Genomic DNA, 19,637 nt, shown 5'->3' on the forward strand with positions numbered 1-19,637 from the left:
TCGACTCTAATCTGCACTAATTCCATGATGCCGACAGGCGGTTTGGGTCCGGTGCGGGATTAGTGTTGATCAGTGAAGATTAGTGTTCCCAACCCAACTCGCCGTTCGACCGTCGCTACGCAATTGCCGTCACTGACACCGCTTCGCTAGCAAACTTCTGGCTGTTTGGGGGGGCGGGGATTTGCTATATGTCGGTTCGATACTACGCCTACCGAAAGAAGTCCTCATGATCGACAACTCACGTTTGTTCCTCGCCCTGATGGTCTGTTGCTGCACACTCGTTTCAACAGCCAACGCCTTCGCTCAATACAACGGCAACGATACCAGGCAAGAGTACGTTCGATCGTCGTCGCCAACGAAAAGCGGCGGACGGGTGATCAGCGAATCGGTTGGTGGGAAGCGAATGGTGCGGATCGCCAGAGCCCCCGGGAATCCTTCGATCGATAAATCAACGCCTGATCGTAGCAGCTTTGACCGAAGCAGCTTAGACCGCGAAACTGCCGACCGACGCGACGATGGGAACCGGGAAAAGTATGACTATCCCGATCGCGACGACAAACAGGTCACCGCCTACCGACAGGCCGCAAACCAGCCTCCGCAACTGAACTTTCCACAGAACAATCGGCTGGCACAATGCAACTGCAACGGAGTTTCCGCTCCGCCACAGAACTTGCAATACCCGCCGCAGAACTTCGGCAACTACAACGGCTATCAGGCTCCGCAACAAGCGTTTCAACCGCAAGCCGGATACGCGGCTCCAGGCTACGCCGGTGCTCAGCCTGGCTATCCGCTTCAAGCCGGAATCGGCGTGCCGCAGTTCAACCAAACCGGAGGCAACTGGTGGACTCCGTTTGTCAGCGGATCAGGTTACTACACGCCACTGCTGAACTTCCGCAACATGCCCGCCGGGACTTATCTTGGCCAGGGAATCATCGGACAGCCGACGGCTTACGTTGACGGCCAGCCACTGCGAAACTTGCTGCGATACATCTCGCCCTAGGCGCTGTTTGACAAATTGACTTTCATGTCGTCAACGCGGCGAAACATCAGCGGAAAGGCGTTAGCCGGTAAAAGCGCAACGGACCGGCGGCTAGCGCCGTGCCGCTCACATTGCCCGACGCTGACTTTCGAACGCAAGCTATCGCCGCGAGTCATCGGCGCGTGTCATCCGCCAAACGCGACGACGAAAGTCCGCGGCTGATGTTCGATTCGCCCGCGCCACGCGTTCCTGATTGCGATGGACTGGCACGTCGTCCGCTTAGCCCCTTCATCTTCGGGGAAAACGCAGCATTGTGATGCCAGACCGGCCGGGAAAAGTCGCATAGCCGATCTGATTTGATCGAATCCCCATGCACCCAGCGTGGCGTTCGGGTACGATAGACCCAGATTATTGGTGCCAGAATTTTCGTAGTGCAATGTACTTTGCGGAATCGCGGATTCGTTCGGCAGTCAGTTTAAAAGAGCACCGTGCATCAGGACACTGAGCAGGCAGGGCGAGCGGCTTGCGAACCCGGGTCGCCAGGAGGGACGCGAATGAAGTTTAAAGTTGCCTTGGTTGCGATCGTCGTGGTCGGTGCGATTGCAGCGTGCTTTCTGATTCCGTCCCCGAACGAAAATTCCGTTGAGAGTCTTCGCGATGTGGTGGCGTATGTCGATCCGGAGGTCTACTACAACAGCGACATGGTGCAACGCCTGCAGAGCTCCGAAGCCGGGCAGGGGATGGCGATTCTGCCGAAGCAGGCCGAACTGGATCTGCGGTCGCAATCGCCGTCGCGTGAGCCAAACTTCATTTTTCAAGCCGGGTTTGTAGGACCGGAAACCTGCAAGGAGTGCCACGCGGACTATTACGATGGCTTCGTCCAGACGGCTCACTATAAAACATCCGCGTTGGCGGACGGGAGTTCGATTCGCGGATCCTTCGCCGACAACGAGAACGTGCTGAACACGAAACGCAATGGATTCCGTTATCAGCTGACCAACGAAGAAGGCCAACACTTTCAAAAGCTGCTGATCGACAAAAACGGCAGCACTTACGAACACTCGTGCCGCTTCGACATCGTGACCGGTTCCGGAAACGTCGGTCAGACCTATCTGTACTGGCAAGAGAATTCGTTGTATCAGTTGCCGATTTCGTGGCTGTCGAAGGGTGGCTGGGTGAACAGCCCCAACTACCCCGACGGACTGGCGAATTTCGCCCGACCGATTCAGGACGGTTGCATGAGCTGCCATGCGACGATGGTTGAGTTCGATTCCGAAAGTGTGAATGTTGCGAATCCGAAGAACATGATCCTGGGGGTGACTTGTGAACGATGCCACGGGCCGGCTGAATCGCATGTGAAGTTTCACCGCGCGAATCCTGAGGCGGCGGAATCAAAGTTCATCGTGCATCCCAACGACCTTCCGCGCGAGCGTTTGAATGACATTTGTGCTCAGTGTCATTCGGGGGAGAGCAAGACGTTGAATTCGACGTTCAACTTTCGACCCGGAGATTCGATTCACGATTACAAGAAGTTCAAGCTGAATCCCGGCGTGGTTGGCAGCGTGCATACGGCGAACCAGTATCCCCGGATGACCAAGAGCACGTGCTATACGGAGTCGGACACGATGAGTTGTGCGACGTGTCACAATCCGCATCAGGACGAGCATGGGCGGTTGGAGCTGTTTTCCAGTCGTTGCATGAAGTGTCATGAGTCGAGTGATTGCGGAAAGTTCCCCGAACATGGGGCTCGCATCGAGTCGAATTGCATTGATTGCCACATGCCGAAAAAGGATGATACGAATCTGAAGTTCGAGACCACTTCGGCTTCGATTTTCCCTGAGATCAGAGATCACTTCATTCGCATCGATGCGGACGCGACGAACAAGGTGTTGGAAGCGTGGGCGGCGGAGGGAGCCGAGGCCAGGAAGTAGGCACGACGCGTGGTTGCTGCAGTCGCGATAGGTGCATTTGGACGTTGGTAGTACCGGCTTTAGCCGGAAGACGTGTGGTTTCCGCCTGAAGGCAGGACTACGAACGATGGGTTCGAATGCAATGGACGCCGGGTGAGTGAGCCAACGGGCTCGCGGACGTTGCCGCAGGGACGGACGTGTGGTGAATCATTCGGTGGCGTATGTGGAAGTTGCGGACGTGTGGTGAATCTCTCGGAAGTTGCGGCTGGCAGATGAACCACTGGCTGGCACACGCAGAAGTTGCGGTTGGCAGATGAATCACTCGCTGGAGCACGCGGAAGTTGCGGTTGGCAGATGAACCACTCGCTGGCGCTTCGGGCTTGTATTGGGTGCTTTGTATTGCGGCCGTCGCTAGAAACCGATTCGCACTTCGGCACCGACCGCGACGTGAGACTTGAACGCGGCGGCGAGCGAGTCCACAATGTTGCTGGCGACCATCGACGCCTGGCCATACTTCTCTGCCGCGAAATCTCCCGCGCGACCGTGAATGTGGACCGCCATCACGGCGGCATCGAAAGCGTCATAGCCTTGGCCGATCAGCGACGTAACAACGCCGGTCAGCACATCGCCGCTTCCGCCGGTCGCCATCCCCGCGTTGCCCGTGTCGTTGCGGTACTCCCGCGAGCCATCGGTCACCAGCGTCCTGTGCCCCTTGAGCACAATGATGCAGCCCTGATCCGCAGCGAACTTGACCGCCGCGGCTTCCATCTCGCCGCGTTTCGAAAACTCGGTGTTCGCGAGATTGGAAAACTCTCCCGGATGAGGCGTCAACACCGTGGCTGACTTTCGGTTCTTGATCATCGAATGGGTTTCGGCCAGCAGATGGATTGCGTCGGCATCGATAACGATCGGTTGCGACAATTCGAGGATCGCTTGCAGGAAATACCGATCGACTTCGCGCCCCATCCCTGGACCGATCGCGACGACATCGGCGACTTTTAACTGCTGCTTCAAGTCCTCCGGGACTGACGAGAAATGCCCATCGCTGTCACGGCAGGGCACCGTCATCACGCACGGATCGAATCCGGCGACGACTTCGGCAATGGTCTCGGGAACCGCCGCGGTAACCAGACCGCTGCCGCTGCGCAGCGCCGACATGGCAGCCAACGAAATCGCTCCGGCCATGCCTCGCGAACCGCCAACCAACAGTACGCGACCAAAGTCTCCTTTGTGAGCATCGTCGGGCCGCGGTTTCAACGCCGGGATGCCAACCTCGCTGGCCACCGACGCGACCACGATGTCGTCTTCGGACAGGGTCTCGAGCACGACGACTTCTTTACCGTCGCCGAACACCAGATCAATCAGCTGATTGAGGCTGATGCGGCCGGAACGAAAGTGGCGTGCGTGTTGTTCGAATTGGTGACGTTTCATGTGGGCGGTTCCGATTTCGGTTACAATGCGAGCTTCTAAATATCTTACAGAAACCTCTTCAACGGAAGCGATAATGAGCAGTTGCGTTTTGGCATATTCTGGCGGACTCGATACGTCCGTCATTCTTGGCTGGTTGATGGACGAAGGCTACGAAGTCCACGCCGTCTACGTTGATCTTGGCCAGCCCGGCGAAGACCGCCAACAGGTGCTCGATAAAGCCAACAATGCCGGCGCGGCGTCGGCTCGCATCGTCGACGTTCGTGAAGAATTGTGCCGCGATTACGCGTTTCCCGTGATGCAGTGGCAGGCAAAATACGAAGGGCCGTACTTGTTGGGGACTTCGATTGCTCGCCCATTGATCTCGAAAGTGATGCTGCAAGTCGCCAAAGAGGTCGGAGCGACAGCGTACGCGCACGGCGCGACCGGCAAGGGCAATGACCAGTGCCGTTTCCAGTTGGCGGCTGAGGCTCTTGAGTCCGGAATCACGATGATTGCGCCGTGGCGGATCCAGAAATTCCGCGACATGTTCCCGGGACGTACGGAGCTGATCAAGTATTGCGAAGATCGCGGCATTCCGGTCAAGGCGTCGAAGGCCAAGCCGTACAGCAGCGATGAAAACTGTTTGCACATCAGCTATGAAGCCGGCGAGCTGGAGCGTTTGGACGTCAACGGCGTCGATTTGGTGGACTTCGGGATGGGCGTGTCGCCTCAGGAGGCTCCGGACGAATCAGAATCGGTCACAATCGATTTCGAATCGGGCGTCCCGGTTTCGGTTAACGGCGAGAAGCTTTCGGCGCTTGGCGTTGTTGAAAAGCTGAACGAGATCGGAGGCCGCAACGGGGTGGGCCGCATCGACATGGTGGAAAACCGTTTCGTGGGCATGAAGAGCCGCGGCGTGTATGAGTCGCCCGGGATGACGGTGCTGTACGAGGCACATCGCTATATCGAGCAGTTGGCGATGGATCGGGATTTGATGCACCTTCGCGATCGACTGGCTCCGGAAGTCGCCGAGATGGTGTATTACGGTTTCTGGTTCTGTCCAAAGTTCGATGCCTTGCTGGCGTTCAACAAGGAGGCTCAGAAAGTCGTCACCGGCAGCGTGACCATGGAGCTGTACAAGGGCAACATGATGGTTTCCAACCGCACCAGTCCGAACAGTCTGTACGACGAAGACATCGCCACGATGGAAGGCGGCGGGTCGTATAACCAGGATGATGCGGAAGGGTTCTTGAGGATTCAGGGGTTGCCGGGGAGGGTCCAGGCGAAGGTGAATCCGAGAGAGTATTAGGTTTTCGGTGTGAGGTTTTCGGTGTGTGGTCGCAAGCGGATGCATGCCTAAAAAAGTTAACGCAAGTTACAGACCCCTGACTCAGCGGGCTCATTCCAGTGACCATCGACTTGGCGACGGCGTTACAATTGGGAGCGTTGAACCCATCGGTTTTCGGTTTTAGGTGTGTGGTTAAAGGCGGCAGAGTCCGGATAATGGCGTATCGATCGTTTGAAGATTTGGATGTTTGGAAACGAGCCTGCCAACTTGCCGTATCGGTCTATGAACAGACTCGCAATTGGCAGGACTGGGGATTGAAAAGCCAGCTGGAGCGTGCGTCTGTTTCCATCGCATCGAATATTGCCGAAGGAAGCGAACGTGGCGGCAAGGACTTCATTCGTTTCTTACGCATTGCAGCAGGCTCTGCGGCGGAAGCTCGTACACAAATTTACATTGCGAAGCGAATTGGACTAATCAATGAAGAAGATTTCGAATCGCTGATCCATGAGTCAAAAGGTATCTCGAAGATGCTCACCGGCTTGATAAAGTCGCTATCATAGATCGCGTCGGACCATACACACCGAAAACCGTAAACCGTAAACCGAAAACCGGATGCTCGAAAACCCCGTCCTTCAACGCGAACTGCTCGTCAACTTGCGGATGCCGCGTGCGTTCTGGTTGCTGCTGATCTACCAGGCGGTGCTGGCAGCAGTGGTCTACTTCGCGTGGCCCAAAGAAGATGTCCGCATCGACATGACGGACAGCAACAACTCGGTCGGCAACCTCGTCGACATGGTCTTCCTCGGGCAATACCTGCTGGCGTCGCTGATGGCGCCCAGCTTTGCGTCGACCGCGATTTCCGGCGAGAAAGAGCGGAAGACTTACGAAATGCTGCTGGCCAGCCCGATTGTTCCGCAGTCGATCGTGATGGGGAAACTGGTCGCAGCGCTGACGCATCTGGCGATTCTGATTTTTGCTTCCCTGCCAATCGTCATGCTGTGCTTGCCGCTGGGAGGCGTCTCGTTTTACGAAGTCATTGCGGCTTACGTGGCCTTGATATGCGCCGTGATCACGTTCGGCATGATCAGCGTGGCTTGCGGTAGTTTCTTTTCACGCAACAGTTCGTCGCTGGTCGTTTCCTATCTGGTGATTCTGCCGTTGGCGATCGCTGGAGTCCTGTTTTGGCAATCGCTAAGCAATTTCGGCACAACGCGTTTCAATCTTGCGATCACGGTCATCCCCGGGCTGGCCGCGGCGATCGTGATTTTCCTTTTCTACATCGTCAGTGCCCGCATGCTGTACCCGCGAGACATGGGTAGCGAGGGGAAAGAGGTCATCGATCCGGATCAGGAGGCCGAAGAAGCGATCGGCTTGGTGATTCAACGCGATCAGTTCCCGGATCGCCTGTTCGCGCCGCCGAAGCGTGAGACGCTGATGAAGGACGGCACGAATCCGGTTTACGACAAAGAGATGCGGAGTGAGATTTTCGGGCAAGGCACTTTGATGTTGCGTCTGGCGATTCAGATCAGCATGCTGCTGGCGATCCCGATGATGGCGATCTTTCTGTACATCTGCAAAGACCTCGCGCCGTGGTACATCTCGTATGTGATCCTGTTCAACATTTTGATCGGACCGGTGTTTTCTGCGGGAAGCGTCACCAGCGAACGCGAACGACAGACTCTGGATCTGTTGCTAACGACCGTGATTACGCCGTGGGAAATCCTGTGGGGCAAACTGCTCTCGAGTCTGCGAGTTTCGAGCGTGCTGTCGTGTTTTTTGCTTTGGCCGCTACTGTTGGCGATCCCGTTGGTGCCCGAGTACTTGTCCAACTTGCCGACCATGATTGCCTATCTGATCATCTTTTGCCTGACCTGCCTGACGACTTCGGTGCTGGGGCTGTTTTGTTCGACCGTGTTCGGGAAAACGATTACCTCGCTGATCGCGACTTACTCGATCATTCTGTTTCTATACTTGACGCCATTGGCGACCAGCTATTTTGCTTACGAATATTTCCCGGACGCACCAGCCACGCCGGCGGTTTACGCGTCAACAGTCACCAGTCCGTTTGCGGCCTCGTTCGCGATGCCGCTGTACGTCGATGACTTTCACAACATGACGATCGACTGGAGTCCGCGCGGTTCCAAGGAGCCCGGTTTTCTGCGATATCGACTCAGTGACCTGGCTCATTTCGGTGGCTACGTTGGTTTCACTGTTCTGTTCAACGCGGTACTGCTTGGCTTGATGGTCTGGATGTTCAATTCGAGGTGGCGAGTTTCGTCGTCCGGAAACTGACCCGTTTAATTGGAGCCGACATGAAGAAGCCCGGATTCGTTTTGCTGTTGATGTTCGCAGGCAGTCTTCTGTTTGCTCCGACGTCGAATGCTCAGCAGACGCCCGACCCGTTTTCCGATACGACCGGTGAAAAGGCAGGCGATACGGAAACCGCTGCTGACAAAATCCCGCCAGGGGTTGATGTTTACATGGGTCGCCGGGTCGCCCAGACGATGGGACATCAGGGAGCCGACTGGCTGATTCGCGATGAGCGGGAACGTGAAGAACGTTGCTCGTTGATGCTGGCGAATCTGGGAATCAAACGCGGGATGACGATTTGCGATATGGGCTGCGGCAACGGGTACTACTCGTTGCAGATGGCGCAGCTGACCGGGAAAAAAGGCTACGTCGTTGGCGTGGACGTGCAGCCTGAAATGCTGTCGCTGTTGCGCAATCGCATGGAAGAGCAGGGCGTTGAGAACATCATTCCCATTCTGGGCTCGTACCACAATCCGCACTTGCCGGAAAACATGGTGGACTTGATTCTGTTGGTTGACGTGTACCACGAGTTCTCGCACCCCGAACAGATGCTGGCCGCGATGCGAAAGAGCCTCAAGCCGGATGGGCTGGCGGTGTTTTTGGAATACCGCAAGGAAGACCCGGATGTGCCGATCAAACTGCTTCACAAGATGACCAAAGCACAGGTCAACAAGGAGCTAACGGCAAACGGATTCAAGCTGGTCAAAGAGTACGACAAACTCCCGTGGCAACACATGATGTTTTTCGGGAAAGACGAAGCCTGGGATAGGGCCCAGGGCGACGCGACCGGTGCCGAACCTCAGGACGAAGCCGCAGGCTCAAACAAGTAGGCGGACTTGATCCAACAGGTTTGCGACTTCGGATGGATTTCGCAACCTCACGAAGTGGACTCCGGCGGGTGGATTGCTTTTGAGGGCAGAGTATCGTTTCTTCAGCCGGCGGTACGACATGGCCGTCCACAGAATCATCGAATCTTTGCTGAAGAAAGTCTGGCGAAACGACTCGCGGTTCCCGGTTCCTGGCCACAGCTCTTTTTGAGTCCACGATCGATTCACCGCCCGACAGACGGCGCGGTACATGTTGATCGAAAACGGCATGTCCAGCCAGACGATCATCGTGGCTCGGGACCATTTGAGATCAAACGTTTTGCTGTGATAGTTTCCATCAAGCACCCAGCGAGGACCGGCGATCGCGTCAGCAAGTCGCTCTCGAAAAACTTCCGGCTCGGCCTCGGTCCAATTCGGCTCGTGATAGAGCGAGTCCATTTCGACGTAGGGAGAGTCGAGAATCGCGGCCAGCTGTTTGCCGAAAGTTGATTTTCCGCAGCCGCTGGTTCCGACGAGGTTGATGCGTTGGAGATCAGCCAGCGTTAATTGACGCGACGCGGTCATGGCTCACGAATCCCATAAAAAAAGCACTGCCAGACATCAAATGCCTGAAAGTGCTTTGTTAGTGGGCGCAAAGGGACTCGAACCCCTGACCCCTTCGGTGTAAACGAAGTGCTCTAGCCAACTGAGCTATGCGCCCGATCAATCCGAACAAGAATACTGACTTGTTGCCAAATTTCAATCGGTGTCGGACAAAAGATCGGCATTTCCGAGAGCATACTTTGAAGAAAATCCGGATTCCTGCGTTCTGCAGCTACCGAGGCAACGACTTCTCGGGCAACTCGAACTGCGGAGACATCTTCGAACCCGCTTCTGTGAACTTCAACCACCACACCATCGAGTCCGATTCTCCGGCCGGCTCGCTGTCCGAATCCCGGACCGTGAACGGATGGGCACAGTGACGACAGGCGGACCTTCGGCCGAGAACTTCGATAGGGAACTGGCTGGTGCGGTCGCAGTTCGGGCAGCAACTGGTAACGAAAAGATGGTTCATGGCATTCTCCCAACATCAACTTAGTGGATTCGAGTCAGGTGGACCAAGGGGAGTTTCAACGGCAACGGATTGACGGCAGCAAATTGGCGGCGGCAGATTGGCGGCAGTAGATGACAAACAAGTCTGTCACAGGTTTGAATAATGGGACGGGCTAGCATCACGCAAATCAAAACCTCGCCGCGCCGACATTGGAGTTCGCAAATTGCGATAGCCAAACCGACAGCCCATAACCGACAGACTGAACGGCATCAGGCACAGAGACGAAACTACAAACGGCGAACGGCGAACGCCCGACGGCGAGCAAGCCCAAGCCAGACTTGCTTACTGCTGATCCGCACGCCTTCGCAAAATGCTCACCCAAGTATTTGGCAGGTCTTCAGGATCTGGTTCGGAGTCGCTTGATAGCTCGTGTAGAAAGGGCCGAACTCCGCATACTTCGCGCTGGCTTCATCGAAACGCATGTCGTAGACAATTTGCTTCAGATGCAACGGATTGGTGGCCCATAGCGTCACTCCCCACTCCCAGTCATCCAGCCCAACGCCGACGGTGATCAGCTGCTTGACCTTGCCGGCGAACTTCATTCCACTGCGAGCATGCTCTGACATCAACTTGTTACGCTCCGACGAAGAAAGCGAAAACCAATTCGCGCCCGGATAACGCCACTTGTTCATCGGATAAAAGCAGCTTGCCGGATAACCCTCAATCGGAAAGTTCGGCTTCAGGCGATCATGGTTCATCTTCACCAGACGTTTCGCATACGCATCAACCTTCGTCTCGATCGCCGTTCCCTGAGGATCTTCACCAGACCGAATCAGACGCTCCCGATACTGATCCACAGACTGGACGTACTCAGAAATTTCGCTTAGCGAAACATAAGACCAGGCCGGAACGATCGCCTGGCCAAGCTTCGTGGCGAGTAACTGCTGGTTGATCGATTCGACTTTGATGGGATCCGGATCCATCACCATCAACGAGAAATCCGCTTTGTGGCCCGAGACAACTCCCAGCTGGATCCGCGCCGGCGCTGCGTCTCCTTCGGGAGCCAGTACCTGCTCAAACCCGGCAGGATCGAGAACGTCCAACTGAGCCAGTTTCGCGCGATCGAAGCGATAGAAAAAGTGCCCACAGTGAAAACCGTCTTTCGGAGTAAGCTGCTCCGTGGTCAGCCCGAGGTCAGCGGCGGTCGAATGCATTTGGATCGTTCTTTCGTTTCAAGTTCACAGCCCGTTATTGGCTGAAGTTTCCTTTCTTTCAAAAGCCATGGCAAGGCACCGCGCTGATTTGACTCTGCAAAAGCGTCACAATCGACAAATTGAAAGCTCAAATTGATCGAAGATTCTGGCTAACCGACAGACGTCTCAAGGACGCCGCCTCGAACTGCCGATTTCCGAAACGACACTTTTTTCTCACAGCATGCAAAGGATTGCTCGCTGAACCCCTGGAGTTTTCAGTATGTGGCGATCCCTTTTCTATTCCGTCGGCATTGGCCTGTTCGCACTGGGACTGCAAGCGCTCGTTCTGGACCACGTTCTGGTGCCTAAGAACACGAAGCTGCAAAAGCTCGTCAAGAAAATCCTCTCTGACGAAAAACCCGGAGCGGCAAACAACCAACCGGTTCAGCAATCGATTGCTCAAACCAACGCTCCGAACTGGGCCGGACAGCCACAAACTCAATCGGCGCCCGCGAATCAGACTTGGGGCACAAACACGGGCTCCCGATTCGGGCCCTCCAGATTCGCCGGCCCGGCCTATGGAACCGGCTACGGCGGAGGACGAGTTGGATCGGCTCAGACCGGAAATTCTCCCATATTTTCCGGGTACCAGAACCAGTCGGCTCCCAATGCTCAACTGGCAGGTTACCGAACGAGCGAACCAATGACGGTTGCTTCCAAGCCAAAGACTCCAGTTCAGAAGATTCAGATTCGTGAGTGGATGCCGTGGAGCCTGTTGGCCAGCGGTGCCATAATTTTCCTTTACACGCACTCTCACCGACGCCACGGGATGCACGAGTAAGCGTCCGGGCGCCCGATGTTCGTGTTTACACTTGTTGCCCACAAATTTAGGATAGTCGGTTTCCATCATCCAGAATTTGCCATCAGCGCAGCATGAATCAAACCGACAACATGACCCTCGGGGCGACTCTGGACAGTCGCAATCAGACTTCGACCGCCGACATCCGGCAGAAGTTTGAATGGCCCGGGAGAATCTGCATTCTTGTGGCGCTGCTGGTCTCCCCATGGCTCTACGGATCAATTTACTTTTCCGCGCAGTTCCTGATGGCGATATGCTGTCTGGTCGGAATCGGATTTCTCTGGTTTGAGTCCGGAGTGAGCGAGCGTCGGTCGTTGATCTTGCCGTACCTGTTGGTGCCGCTGTTTTTCGGAATCGTGCTGACGTTGGTGCAGATCATTCCGCTGGGCGAGTCCGCGGACTGGCTGCTGGGTCGGCAAAAGGAACTCTATCCGATGCTGACCGGAAGCGCGGCGACGTCTCCGTCGATCTCCATGAGCACTTCTGACACTTGGGATCAACTCGGACTGCTGGCAATCGCCTTTGCTGCGCTCTGCCTGGGATGTCGATACTTTCGCAGCACCAGTCACATCAAACTGTTCCTGACTGTCGTCACCGTTAGCGGCGTTGCGATATCGCTATTCGGCCTGATGCAGGCACTGACGACCAAAGAGCCGAACCGAATTTTCTGGACCGTTGAACTTCTTGGCGGCGGCCAGCCATTCGGGCCTTACGTGAACCGCAACAACGCGGCAGGATATCTGTTGATCTGTCTCGGCGCGTCGCTTGGGTTACTGACGATCCTGATGACACGTCCTCAACGCGGCCCCAAACCGCTGGGCACCAAAGACCTCCCATTTTGGACACAGTTCAACAGTCATGTACTTCGCTTCGTCGCCGATCTTGATGCGACAAAACTGGCGGCCGTTATGTGCCCGATCGTTATTTCCGTGGGACTGATTGGGTCCCTGTCGCGCGGCGGCGTGCTGGCGTGGCTGATTGGAGCCGGAGTCACGTTGCTGGCCTACGGACTGATTCGTCGTCCGACATTCTCCGCCTTTATTTTCATTCCGGCTTGCGGAGTCGCAATCCTGATTGCGTTTTGGTTGGGGATGGGCGACCAGCTAATGCACAGGATGGAACGGATTGAGACGGTCGAAGTGCTGTCTCAGACAGACCAGCGACTCCAGCACTGGAAAGATACATGGCCCGCCACGAGAGAGTTCGGACTACTTGGCTCGGGCGTCGGAGCCTACGACGAAGTGCATCGAATTTACAACAGCGGCCATACTCAAGTCGTCTTTCGCTATGCAGAGAACCAGTATTATCAGGCGATCGTTGAATTGGGTTGGCCGGGTCTGACGTTATTAACGATTTCGTGGCTGCTGATGCTGTACTACAGCCTGTTCCTGTTGGCAAAAGGCGCTTCGGCGTCGACGATTGGTATTGGAGTCGCATCCCTTTTCGTGACGGTAAGCGTAAGCGTAGCGTCCTTCTTCGACTACGGACTTTACATGCCGGCGAACATGCTATTGATGAGCCTGTTTTGCGGGTTCGTGGCTTACCACGCTCAGTCACTTTCGTCTCGCCTGAAGAAGAAAAACTGGTTGAGACTGGAGACTCCGAACGGTATAGCCCAACTTCTCTTGCTGGTAACGTTTGCTGCGATTGCCATGTTCGCTTTGGACTTCTATCGCAAATGGCAGATTCAGTCCGTCGTTCGTGGCGAGCACCCGGTTCGTTCGTTTTCCTACGACAGCCCAACGCTTCCAGAAGTTGACAGCTTGATTGAGCAACTCCGTCCGATGGTCGAACACACTCGGTCTGGGGAGGGTGTTGACTACATGGCCAGGTTGCTGATTCACCGTTCTCGCCTTCAATTGCTTGAATCATTGTCGCGTGACGACCAGGCTTCTGAACCAAAGCAACGCTGGCAACGTACTTCGCTGGACATGATGCATGAGAACGCATGGGCTCTGCAACAAGACGGACAGATCTTCTCCGCCGCTGAGTTTTTACGAGAGGATTTCATCATGGAGAACCTTCCATGGGCCAAGCAATACCTGCTTGAGAGCCGCAAGATCGATCCGATGGAATCTCAGACACATCTATTGCTTGGACAAGTCAATGCGATCAACGGGAAGACTGCTGCGGCATCGAAAGACATGGAGCGGGCAATCATGCTCGCGCCTAACAAGACAGATTTGAAATATCTTGCCGGTTTCTACTATCTGCAAACGGGTAATAGTGCGATGGCCACGAGGCACTTCAGAGATCTGCTCGAAACGTCGCCACGACAGTTCCGCAAAGTCATGCAGATCATTTTCGGCGGAGCCAACCGAAACGTCTCTGCGATCAGCGAAATTGCGGTCGCCAGAGACGTTGTTCCAGACCGCCCTGAATTGCTGTACTCATTGGCCAAGCGGCATCTGTCGGCAAGCTCTCCGGCTCGGGAATTGGCGCTCAGGAGAGCACTTGGGTTGTTGCAGGAGGTGTCGGCTTCTGACCGGGATAACCTCCTGATCAAAGCTGAGGTTCTTTTTGAACTGCAACAATATGCCGACGCGATCGAGCAGTTTGAATCTTGCCTCGACTCCAAGCCTCACGACTCCCAGACCCAATTTCGCGTCGCCCAAATCCATGCAATGCTGTCGGATTTGGAAACTGCGGAATCCAAACTAAACGACATTCTCCGCATGGGAGACAGCGAACAGCTGAAGAAACGATCTCGCAATTTGCTGAAGCAAATCGAGAAAAAACGAGAACAACAAAAAGCCAATTCGCCAAACGGCTGATAGACTAAATTTAACCGCCTCTCCAACTCCTCCCATTTATTATTGACGTCAACTTATGACTCTGATTCTGGCCAGCCTGATTTTCTCCGCCGCACTTACGTGGCTGATGGTGAGAATTTACTGGCCGATCGCCGAAAAGATTGGGTTGGTCGACAATCCGGACAAAACGCGAAAACTGCATCAAACCGCCATTCCTCTTGTCGGCGGCATCAGCGTTTGCACGGCAATTTCGATCGTAATCCCGATTATGCTTTACGTTGGCCATTCGGCGTCTACATTCTTTACGGCGTGCGACCAGGCGATCAACGGGATTCTTCCATGGGAACTTCCGACGACTTCTGTCGGCCACATTCGACGGGTGGATCTCAAGGAACTTGTTGGCTTGTTGATCGCTGGGGTGTTTCTGCTGGGCGTTGGCGTCCTTGACGACTGGAAGGGAATTCGTGGCCGTCACAAGCTGATCGGTCAATTTATTGCCGCCACGATTCTGATGCTTTTCGGCTACCAGTTTGAAGGCGTTCAGTTCGCCGGTTTCGAAATCAAATTCGGAGTCTTTGCTGGCATCCTGATTTACATGTGGATTCTGGCAGCAATTAATTCAGTGAATCTGCTCGACGGAGCCGATGGCATCGCTTCGACGATCGGAATTATTATGAGTGGTTCCATGGGCGTCATGATGCTCTTTCAGGGCAAAGGCATCGATTCGGTGGTCATGTTTTCCATCACGGGAGCTCTGATCGCGTTTCTGACTTTCAACTTTCCGCCAGCCAAAGTTTATTTGGGCGATGCGGGAAGCATGCTGATTGGATTCCTGCTGGCGGCGATGGCAATTCGGTCCACCTTCAAACAAAGCTCTCTGTTCGCGTTTATGGCTCCGGTCGCCCTGTTGGCGATTCCTTTCATTGATACCGGAGCTGCGATCATTCGCCGCCGACTGACAGGCCGCAGCGTGTTTTCGGTCGACCGCGGTCATCTGCATCACGCACTCCTCGAGAAAGGCTACAGTCCGGTTGCCAGCCTCGTTTGGGTTGCCCTGTTTTGTCTGATCACGGCCGTCGGCGGAGTCATGGCACTGCTACAACGTGATTCGGAGATCGCGTTGGCGTCGATTGGCTTGGTCATCATCATGATGGCTGGAGCACGACTTTTTGGGTTTGCAGAGATCAAACTCGTCAGTCGCAAAGCCTATGGTCTGGGGCGATCAATGTTACGAGGCGGAAGGAACAGCGCCCAACCCAAACAGATCAAGGAGTCGACCTTTCACGTTCAGGGGGATCGCGACTGGACGGCTTGCTGGAATGCCCTGTGCGACTACGCAAAACAGAACAATTTCATTGATATGACGATGGATCTGAACGCTCCCTGGATACACGAGGCTTTCCACGCCAAGATGCAGGGCACAGAAAAAGTCCGCGAATCGAATTACGTTTGGAGCTCATCCGTTCCGCTTGTTTTCCGTGATCGCATCTTTGGAAAAATTGACTTTAGCTGCTCCAAAGATTCTCGCTCTCATCATGAAATCATTGCCGACATTCTCAACATCACCAGAGCGATCGAAGAGTCGCTGGACGAGGAAACGCCCCTCGATGACGCTCCGGAATCAAACAACAAACTGGAAGCGGCACTTTCTGACAGCAGTGAGACGTAGAGCACGGCAGTAGCGTTGCGACTTTTTGCTTGCTCCAATCGCGTGATCGCAACATTGCCTGTTCCGTTGCTATCGAAAGTCTCGCGTCTTTAACTTCAATCCATTCAGCCGCGCGGCCATCCCTTCGAGACGCGTCGCCACGACGTGAATCACGTTGTTTTTCTTCTCCAAACGGCCGTGCACAATCCACGCGGCACTGCGGCGAGCCACCTGGAAATTTCGCTCCCAGATGTGAGGCATCACAACGACATTCGCTGATCCGGTTTCGTCCTCCAGCGTTACAAACGTGATGCCTTTCGCCGTCGCCGGTCGCTGACGCAGAATCACCAGCCCGCCAATGATTACTTTCTGGTCGTTCGCGCCATCCTCTAGCGAACCGTGCGTCCGCACGCCCAGTTCGTTCAAAAATTCGCGGTGAAATGAAATCGGATGAGCCCGCAGCGAGAGCCCAACTGATCGATAGTCTTCAGTGACTTGCTGTTGCGGAGTTAGCGACGGCAAGTAAAACGCGTCATCATCCTCATCGTCGACTCCAGAAAACAACGGCTGATCAACCGGTTGTTTTTCCTGCCCCAACGCCTGCCACAACGCTTCGCGGCGATCCTGATTCACCGAACCGAATGCGTCGGCCTGAGTCAGCGTTGCGATCGTGGCCCGGCCCAATTTTGTGCGGCGCGTAAAATCAACCACGCTGGTGAAGTCACCGGTTTCTCGCGCGGTCAGAATGGAATCCACAACATCCCCACGAACTCCGGACACCATCCGCAGTCCCAACCGCATCGCCCAATCGATACCGTTGCTGCCGCGTTCAAGCGTACAGTCCCAGTCGCTCAAATTCACGTCTACCGGCAGCACTTCAACATCATGCCGTTGGGCGTCGGCGACCAACTGAGCCGGCGGATAGAATCCCATCGGCTGGCTGTTGATCAAAGAAGCACAAAACGCAGCGGGATAGTACCACTTCAGCCAGCAGCTCACGTAAACTAGCAACGCAAAACTCGCCGCGTGCGACTCCGGGAAACCGTACTCTCCAAAGCCACGGATCTGGCGAAAGACCTGGCCAGCGAACTCTTCCGACAGTCCTTTCTTTCGCATGCCTTCCATCAGCTTCGTCTGAAATTTTTCGATCACGCCCGTCTTCCGCCACGCACCCATCGCACGACGCAACCGATCGGCCTCGCCCGGTGTAAAACCTGCCGCGACCACGGCCAGCTTCATGGCTTGCTCCTGAAAGATCGGCACGCCCAACGTTCTCTCAAGCACGGCTTTGATTTCGTCATTCGGATAGACGGCTTTTTCCTCGCCGTTTCGCCGCCGCAGATACGGATGGACCATGTTGCCCTGAATCGGACCCGGCCGCACGATAGCGACTTCGATCACCAAATCGTAAAAGCAACGCGGCTTGAGCCTGGGCAGCATGTTCATCTGACCGCGGCTTTCAATCTGAAACACACCCACCGTATCGGCTTCACAGATCATGTCGTAGACCGTCGAGTCGTCCTGCGGAATCGTGGCCAAAGAGTAGTCACAGCCCCAATGCTCTTTCACCATTGCGAAACATTTTCGAATCGCCGTCAGCATTCCCAGGCAAAGGCAATCGACTTTCAGAAGCCCAAGTTCTTCCAGATCATTCTTGTCCCACTGGATCACCGTACGATCATCCATCGCCGCGTTTTCGATCGGCACCAGATCGTGAAGCTTGCCTTGCGTGATCACCATGCCGCCAACGTGCTGCGACAGGTGTCGTGGGAAGCCCAGGATTTCGTTCACCAAATAACACAGTCGTGAACCGGATTCCGATTGCGGATCGATTCCGGCGGCTTCACAGCGATCTGCCAGATCGACGTTGTGATATCCGTCGACCTGTTTCGCCAACGCGTCGACGCGATCCAGCGACAGCCCCAGCGCTTTTCCGACGTCGCGAATCGCACTGCGACTGCGATAGGTAATGACGGTGGCGGCCAAACCGGCTCGGTCGCGACCATATTTGTTGTAAAGGTACTGCAGGACTTCCTCGCGACGTTCGTGTTCGAAATCGACATCGATGTCGGGTGCTTCGTCGCGTTCTTTGCTGATAAAACGTTCGAACAGAAGGTCCGTGATCGCCGGGTCGACGGAGGTCACTCCCAGGCAATAGCAAACGGCCGAGTTCGCTGCCGAGCCACGACCCTGGCAGAGAATATCGCGGCTGCGAGCGTAGCGAACCAGATCCCAAACGGTGAGAAAGTAGGCCTCGTAGTTTAGCTCTTCGATCAGAGAAAGCTCATGGCGAATCGCGTGGCGAACTTTTTCCGGAACGCCGTCAGGATACCGCCAGGCAGAGCCTTTTCGCACCAGTTCACGCAGGAAATCAATGGGAGTCTGGCCTGCAGGAGCCAGTTCTTCGGGATACTCGTAACGCAGCTGGCTCATGCAGAACGAACATTGTTCCGCGATGCGAGCCGCGTTTTCTAACGCTTCGGGAATGGCTGCGTACTGCCGTTGGCGGGCTTCGTCGGAATGCAAATGCCGGTGCGCGTTGACGACTCGCAAATCACCCGCCAGTTCGATCGTGGTGCGATGCCGAACGGCGGTCAAACAATCGTGCAACGGCATGCGGGCTGGCACGTGATAGAGCACATCGCCGGCGGCAGACAGTGGCAGGTTGTGCCGGTCAGAAAGTTCCTTCAGTTGGTGAACTCGCCAGTCGTCGTCGACGCCTTTGTAGAGACTGGCCAGCAAGCTGACTCGATCACCAAACAACTCGCGAAAGGCATCGTATTGGAATCGCGGCGAGATCAGGTCTCGCTTGGCAAAGGCTTCGATGGCGTCGTTTGGTTGATCTTTCGGCAAACAGCCAAACCATTCGTAGCTCACATGCGTGGCGTCGACATGAGCCATCTTTGGCGTGTCGCCTTTGAGAAACGGAATCACGCCGGCGAGCAAACCTTCATGGTGATCAGCCAAGTCTTCGAACTTCAGCCAACACTCGCCTTTCGGTGCGCGGCGTCGTCCCACGGTGATCAGCCTTGAAAGATTCGCGTAGGATTTCCGATCGGTTGCCCACAGTACGACGGGCAGGGCGTCGTTGAAGATGATTTCGGCGCCGATGATGAGCTTGATTTTTTTTGCGGTTTGGTTTTCCGGTTCGAGCGTTTCTGAATTTTCGCCAATCACGCCATGTTTTTGAACGTCGCGAATTGCACCGTAGGCGCGAACAACTCCAGCCAGTGTATTTTGATCGGTGACGGCGAGCGAAGAGTAACCAAGCTCAATCGCGCGATGCACCAGTTCGTCCGCGTGCGATGCACCGGCGAGGAATGAGAAGTTGGTTTTGCAATGAAGTTCGTGCATTTTGGTTTACGGTTTTCAGTTTTCGGTGTGGTCCGCGGCGATGAAAAACCACACACCGAAAACCGAAAACTTC

At 55.2% G+C, this 19,637-nt stretch carries 14 protein-coding genes and 1 tRNA gene; 9 read left to right on the forward strand and 6 right to left on the reverse strand.

What is annotated here, in order from left to right:
• Positions 1–226: 226 nt before the first annotated feature.
• Positions 227–1,000, forward strand: coding sequence for a hypothetical protein (locus MFFC18_RS17325; protein WP_075083090.1), 774 nt, complete (start codon positions 227–229; stop codon positions 998–1,000).
• A gap of 533 nt (positions 1,001–1,533) precedes the next feature.
• Positions 1,534–2,910 (forward strand): multiheme c-type cytochrome, encoded by a 1,377-nt coding sequence (locus MFFC18_RS17330; RefSeq protein ID WP_075083089.1) that lies wholly within the window; start codon positions 1,534–1,536, stop codon positions 2,908–2,910.
• A gap of 390 nt (positions 2,911–3,300) precedes the next feature.
• Here MFFC18_RS17330 and MFFC18_RS17335 read toward each other — a convergent pair whose 3' ends face one another.
• Positions 3,301–4,320, reverse strand: coding sequence for an NAD(P)H-hydrate dehydratase (locus MFFC18_RS17335; RefSeq protein WP_084416903.1), 1,020 nt, complete (start codon positions 4,318–4,320; stop codon positions 3,301–3,303).
• Positions 4,321–4,393: 73 nt separating this feature from the next.
• Here MFFC18_RS17335 and MFFC18_RS17340 point away from each other — a divergent pair, with 73 nt between their 5' ends.
• From MFFC18_RS17340 to MFFC18_RS17355, 4 genes are all read left to right on the forward strand, one after another.
• On the forward strand, positions 4,394–5,608 hold the full coding sequence (locus MFFC18_RS17340) for an argininosuccinate synthase (RefSeq protein WP_075083116.1): 1,215 nt from the start codon (positions 4,394–4,396) through the stop codon (positions 5,606–5,608).
• A 194-nt stretch (positions 5,609–5,802) separates the two neighbouring features.
• Positions 5,803–6,147, forward strand: coding sequence for a four helix bundle protein (locus MFFC18_RS17345; RefSeq protein WP_075083088.1), 345 nt, complete (start codon positions 5,803–5,805; stop codon positions 6,145–6,147).
• 52 nt (positions 6,148–6,199) lie between these two features.
• Positions 6,200–7,879: an ABC transporter permease gene (locus tag MFFC18_RS17350; protein WP_075083087.1), complete on the forward strand. Its 1,680-nt coding sequence runs from the start codon at positions 6,200–6,202 to the stop codon at positions 7,877–7,879.
• 20 nt (positions 7,880–7,899) lie between these two features.
• Positions 7,900–8,727, forward strand: a complete 828-nt coding sequence (locus MFFC18_RS17355) for a class I SAM-dependent methyltransferase (protein ID WP_075083086.1) — start codon at positions 7,900–7,902, stop codon at positions 8,725–8,727.
• On the opposite strand, the gene MFFC18_RS17360 is transcribed toward MFFC18_RS17355, so the two are convergent.
• The 4 genes from MFFC18_RS17360 to hemQ all read right to left on the reverse strand — a co-directional run bounded on the left by MFFC18_RS17360 (position 8,716) and on the right by hemQ (position 10,971).
• Positions 8,716–9,288, reverse strand: a complete 573-nt coding sequence (locus MFFC18_RS17360; protein ID WP_075083085.1) for a shikimate kinase — start codon at positions 9,286–9,288, stop codon at positions 8,716–8,718. The genes MFFC18_RS17355 and MFFC18_RS17360 overlap by 12 nt on opposite strands.
• Positions 9,289–9,350: 62 nt before the next feature.
• A tRNA-Val gene (locus MFFC18_RS17365) sits at positions 9,351–9,424 on the reverse strand.
• A 114-nt stretch (positions 9,425–9,538) separates the two neighbouring features.
• Complete coding sequence (locus tag MFFC18_RS17370; RefSeq protein ID WP_148618954.1) at positions 9,539–9,778, reverse strand: DUF2614 family zinc ribbon-containing protein; 240 nt, start codon at positions 9,776–9,778, stop codon at positions 9,539–9,541.
• Between the two features lie 353 nt (positions 9,779–10,131).
• Positions 10,132–10,971, reverse strand: coding sequence for a hydrogen peroxide-dependent heme synthase (gene hemQ, locus MFFC18_RS17375; RefSeq protein ID WP_075083083.1), 840 nt, complete (start codon positions 10,969–10,971; stop codon positions 10,132–10,134).
• A gap of 259 nt (positions 10,972–11,230) precedes the next feature.
• Here hemQ and MFFC18_RS17380 point away from each other — a divergent pair, with 259 nt between their 5' ends.
• The 3 genes from MFFC18_RS17380 to MFFC18_RS17390 all read left to right on the forward strand — a co-directional run bounded on the left by MFFC18_RS17380 (position 11,231) and on the right by MFFC18_RS17390 (position 16,231).
• A complete protein-coding gene (locus tag MFFC18_RS17380; RefSeq protein WP_075083082.1) occupies positions 11,231–11,791 on the forward strand; it encodes a hypothetical protein in 561 nt (186 codons plus the stop codon).
• Between the two features lie 92 nt (positions 11,792–11,883).
• Positions 11,884–14,583 carry an O-antigen ligase family protein gene (locus MFFC18_RS17385; protein WP_075083081.1) on the forward strand — a complete coding sequence of 900 codons (2,700 nt, stop codon included), beginning with the start codon at positions 11,884–11,886 and terminating at the stop codon, positions 14,581–14,583.
• 55 nt (positions 14,584–14,638) lie between these two features.
• The gene (locus MFFC18_RS17390; RefSeq protein WP_075083080.1) at positions 14,639–16,231 is read left to right on the forward strand and encodes an MraY family glycosyltransferase; all 1,593 of its coding nucleotides are present in this window, start codon (positions 14,639–14,641) and stop codon (positions 16,229–16,231) included.
• Between the two features lie 69 nt (positions 16,232–16,300).
• On the opposite strand, the gene MFFC18_RS17395 is transcribed toward MFFC18_RS17390, so the two are convergent.
• Positions 16,301–19,564 (reverse strand): error-prone DNA polymerase, encoded by a 3,264-nt coding sequence (locus tag MFFC18_RS17395; RefSeq protein ID WP_075083079.1) that lies wholly within the window; start codon positions 19,562–19,564, stop codon positions 16,301–16,303.
• Positions 19,565–19,637: the final 73 nt, after the last annotated feature.

Origin of the sequence: Mariniblastus fucicola (assembly GCF_008087665.1) — a bacterium.
GTDB lineage: Bacteria > Planctomycetota > Planctomycetia > Pirellulales > Pirellulaceae > Mariniblastus > Mariniblastus fucicola.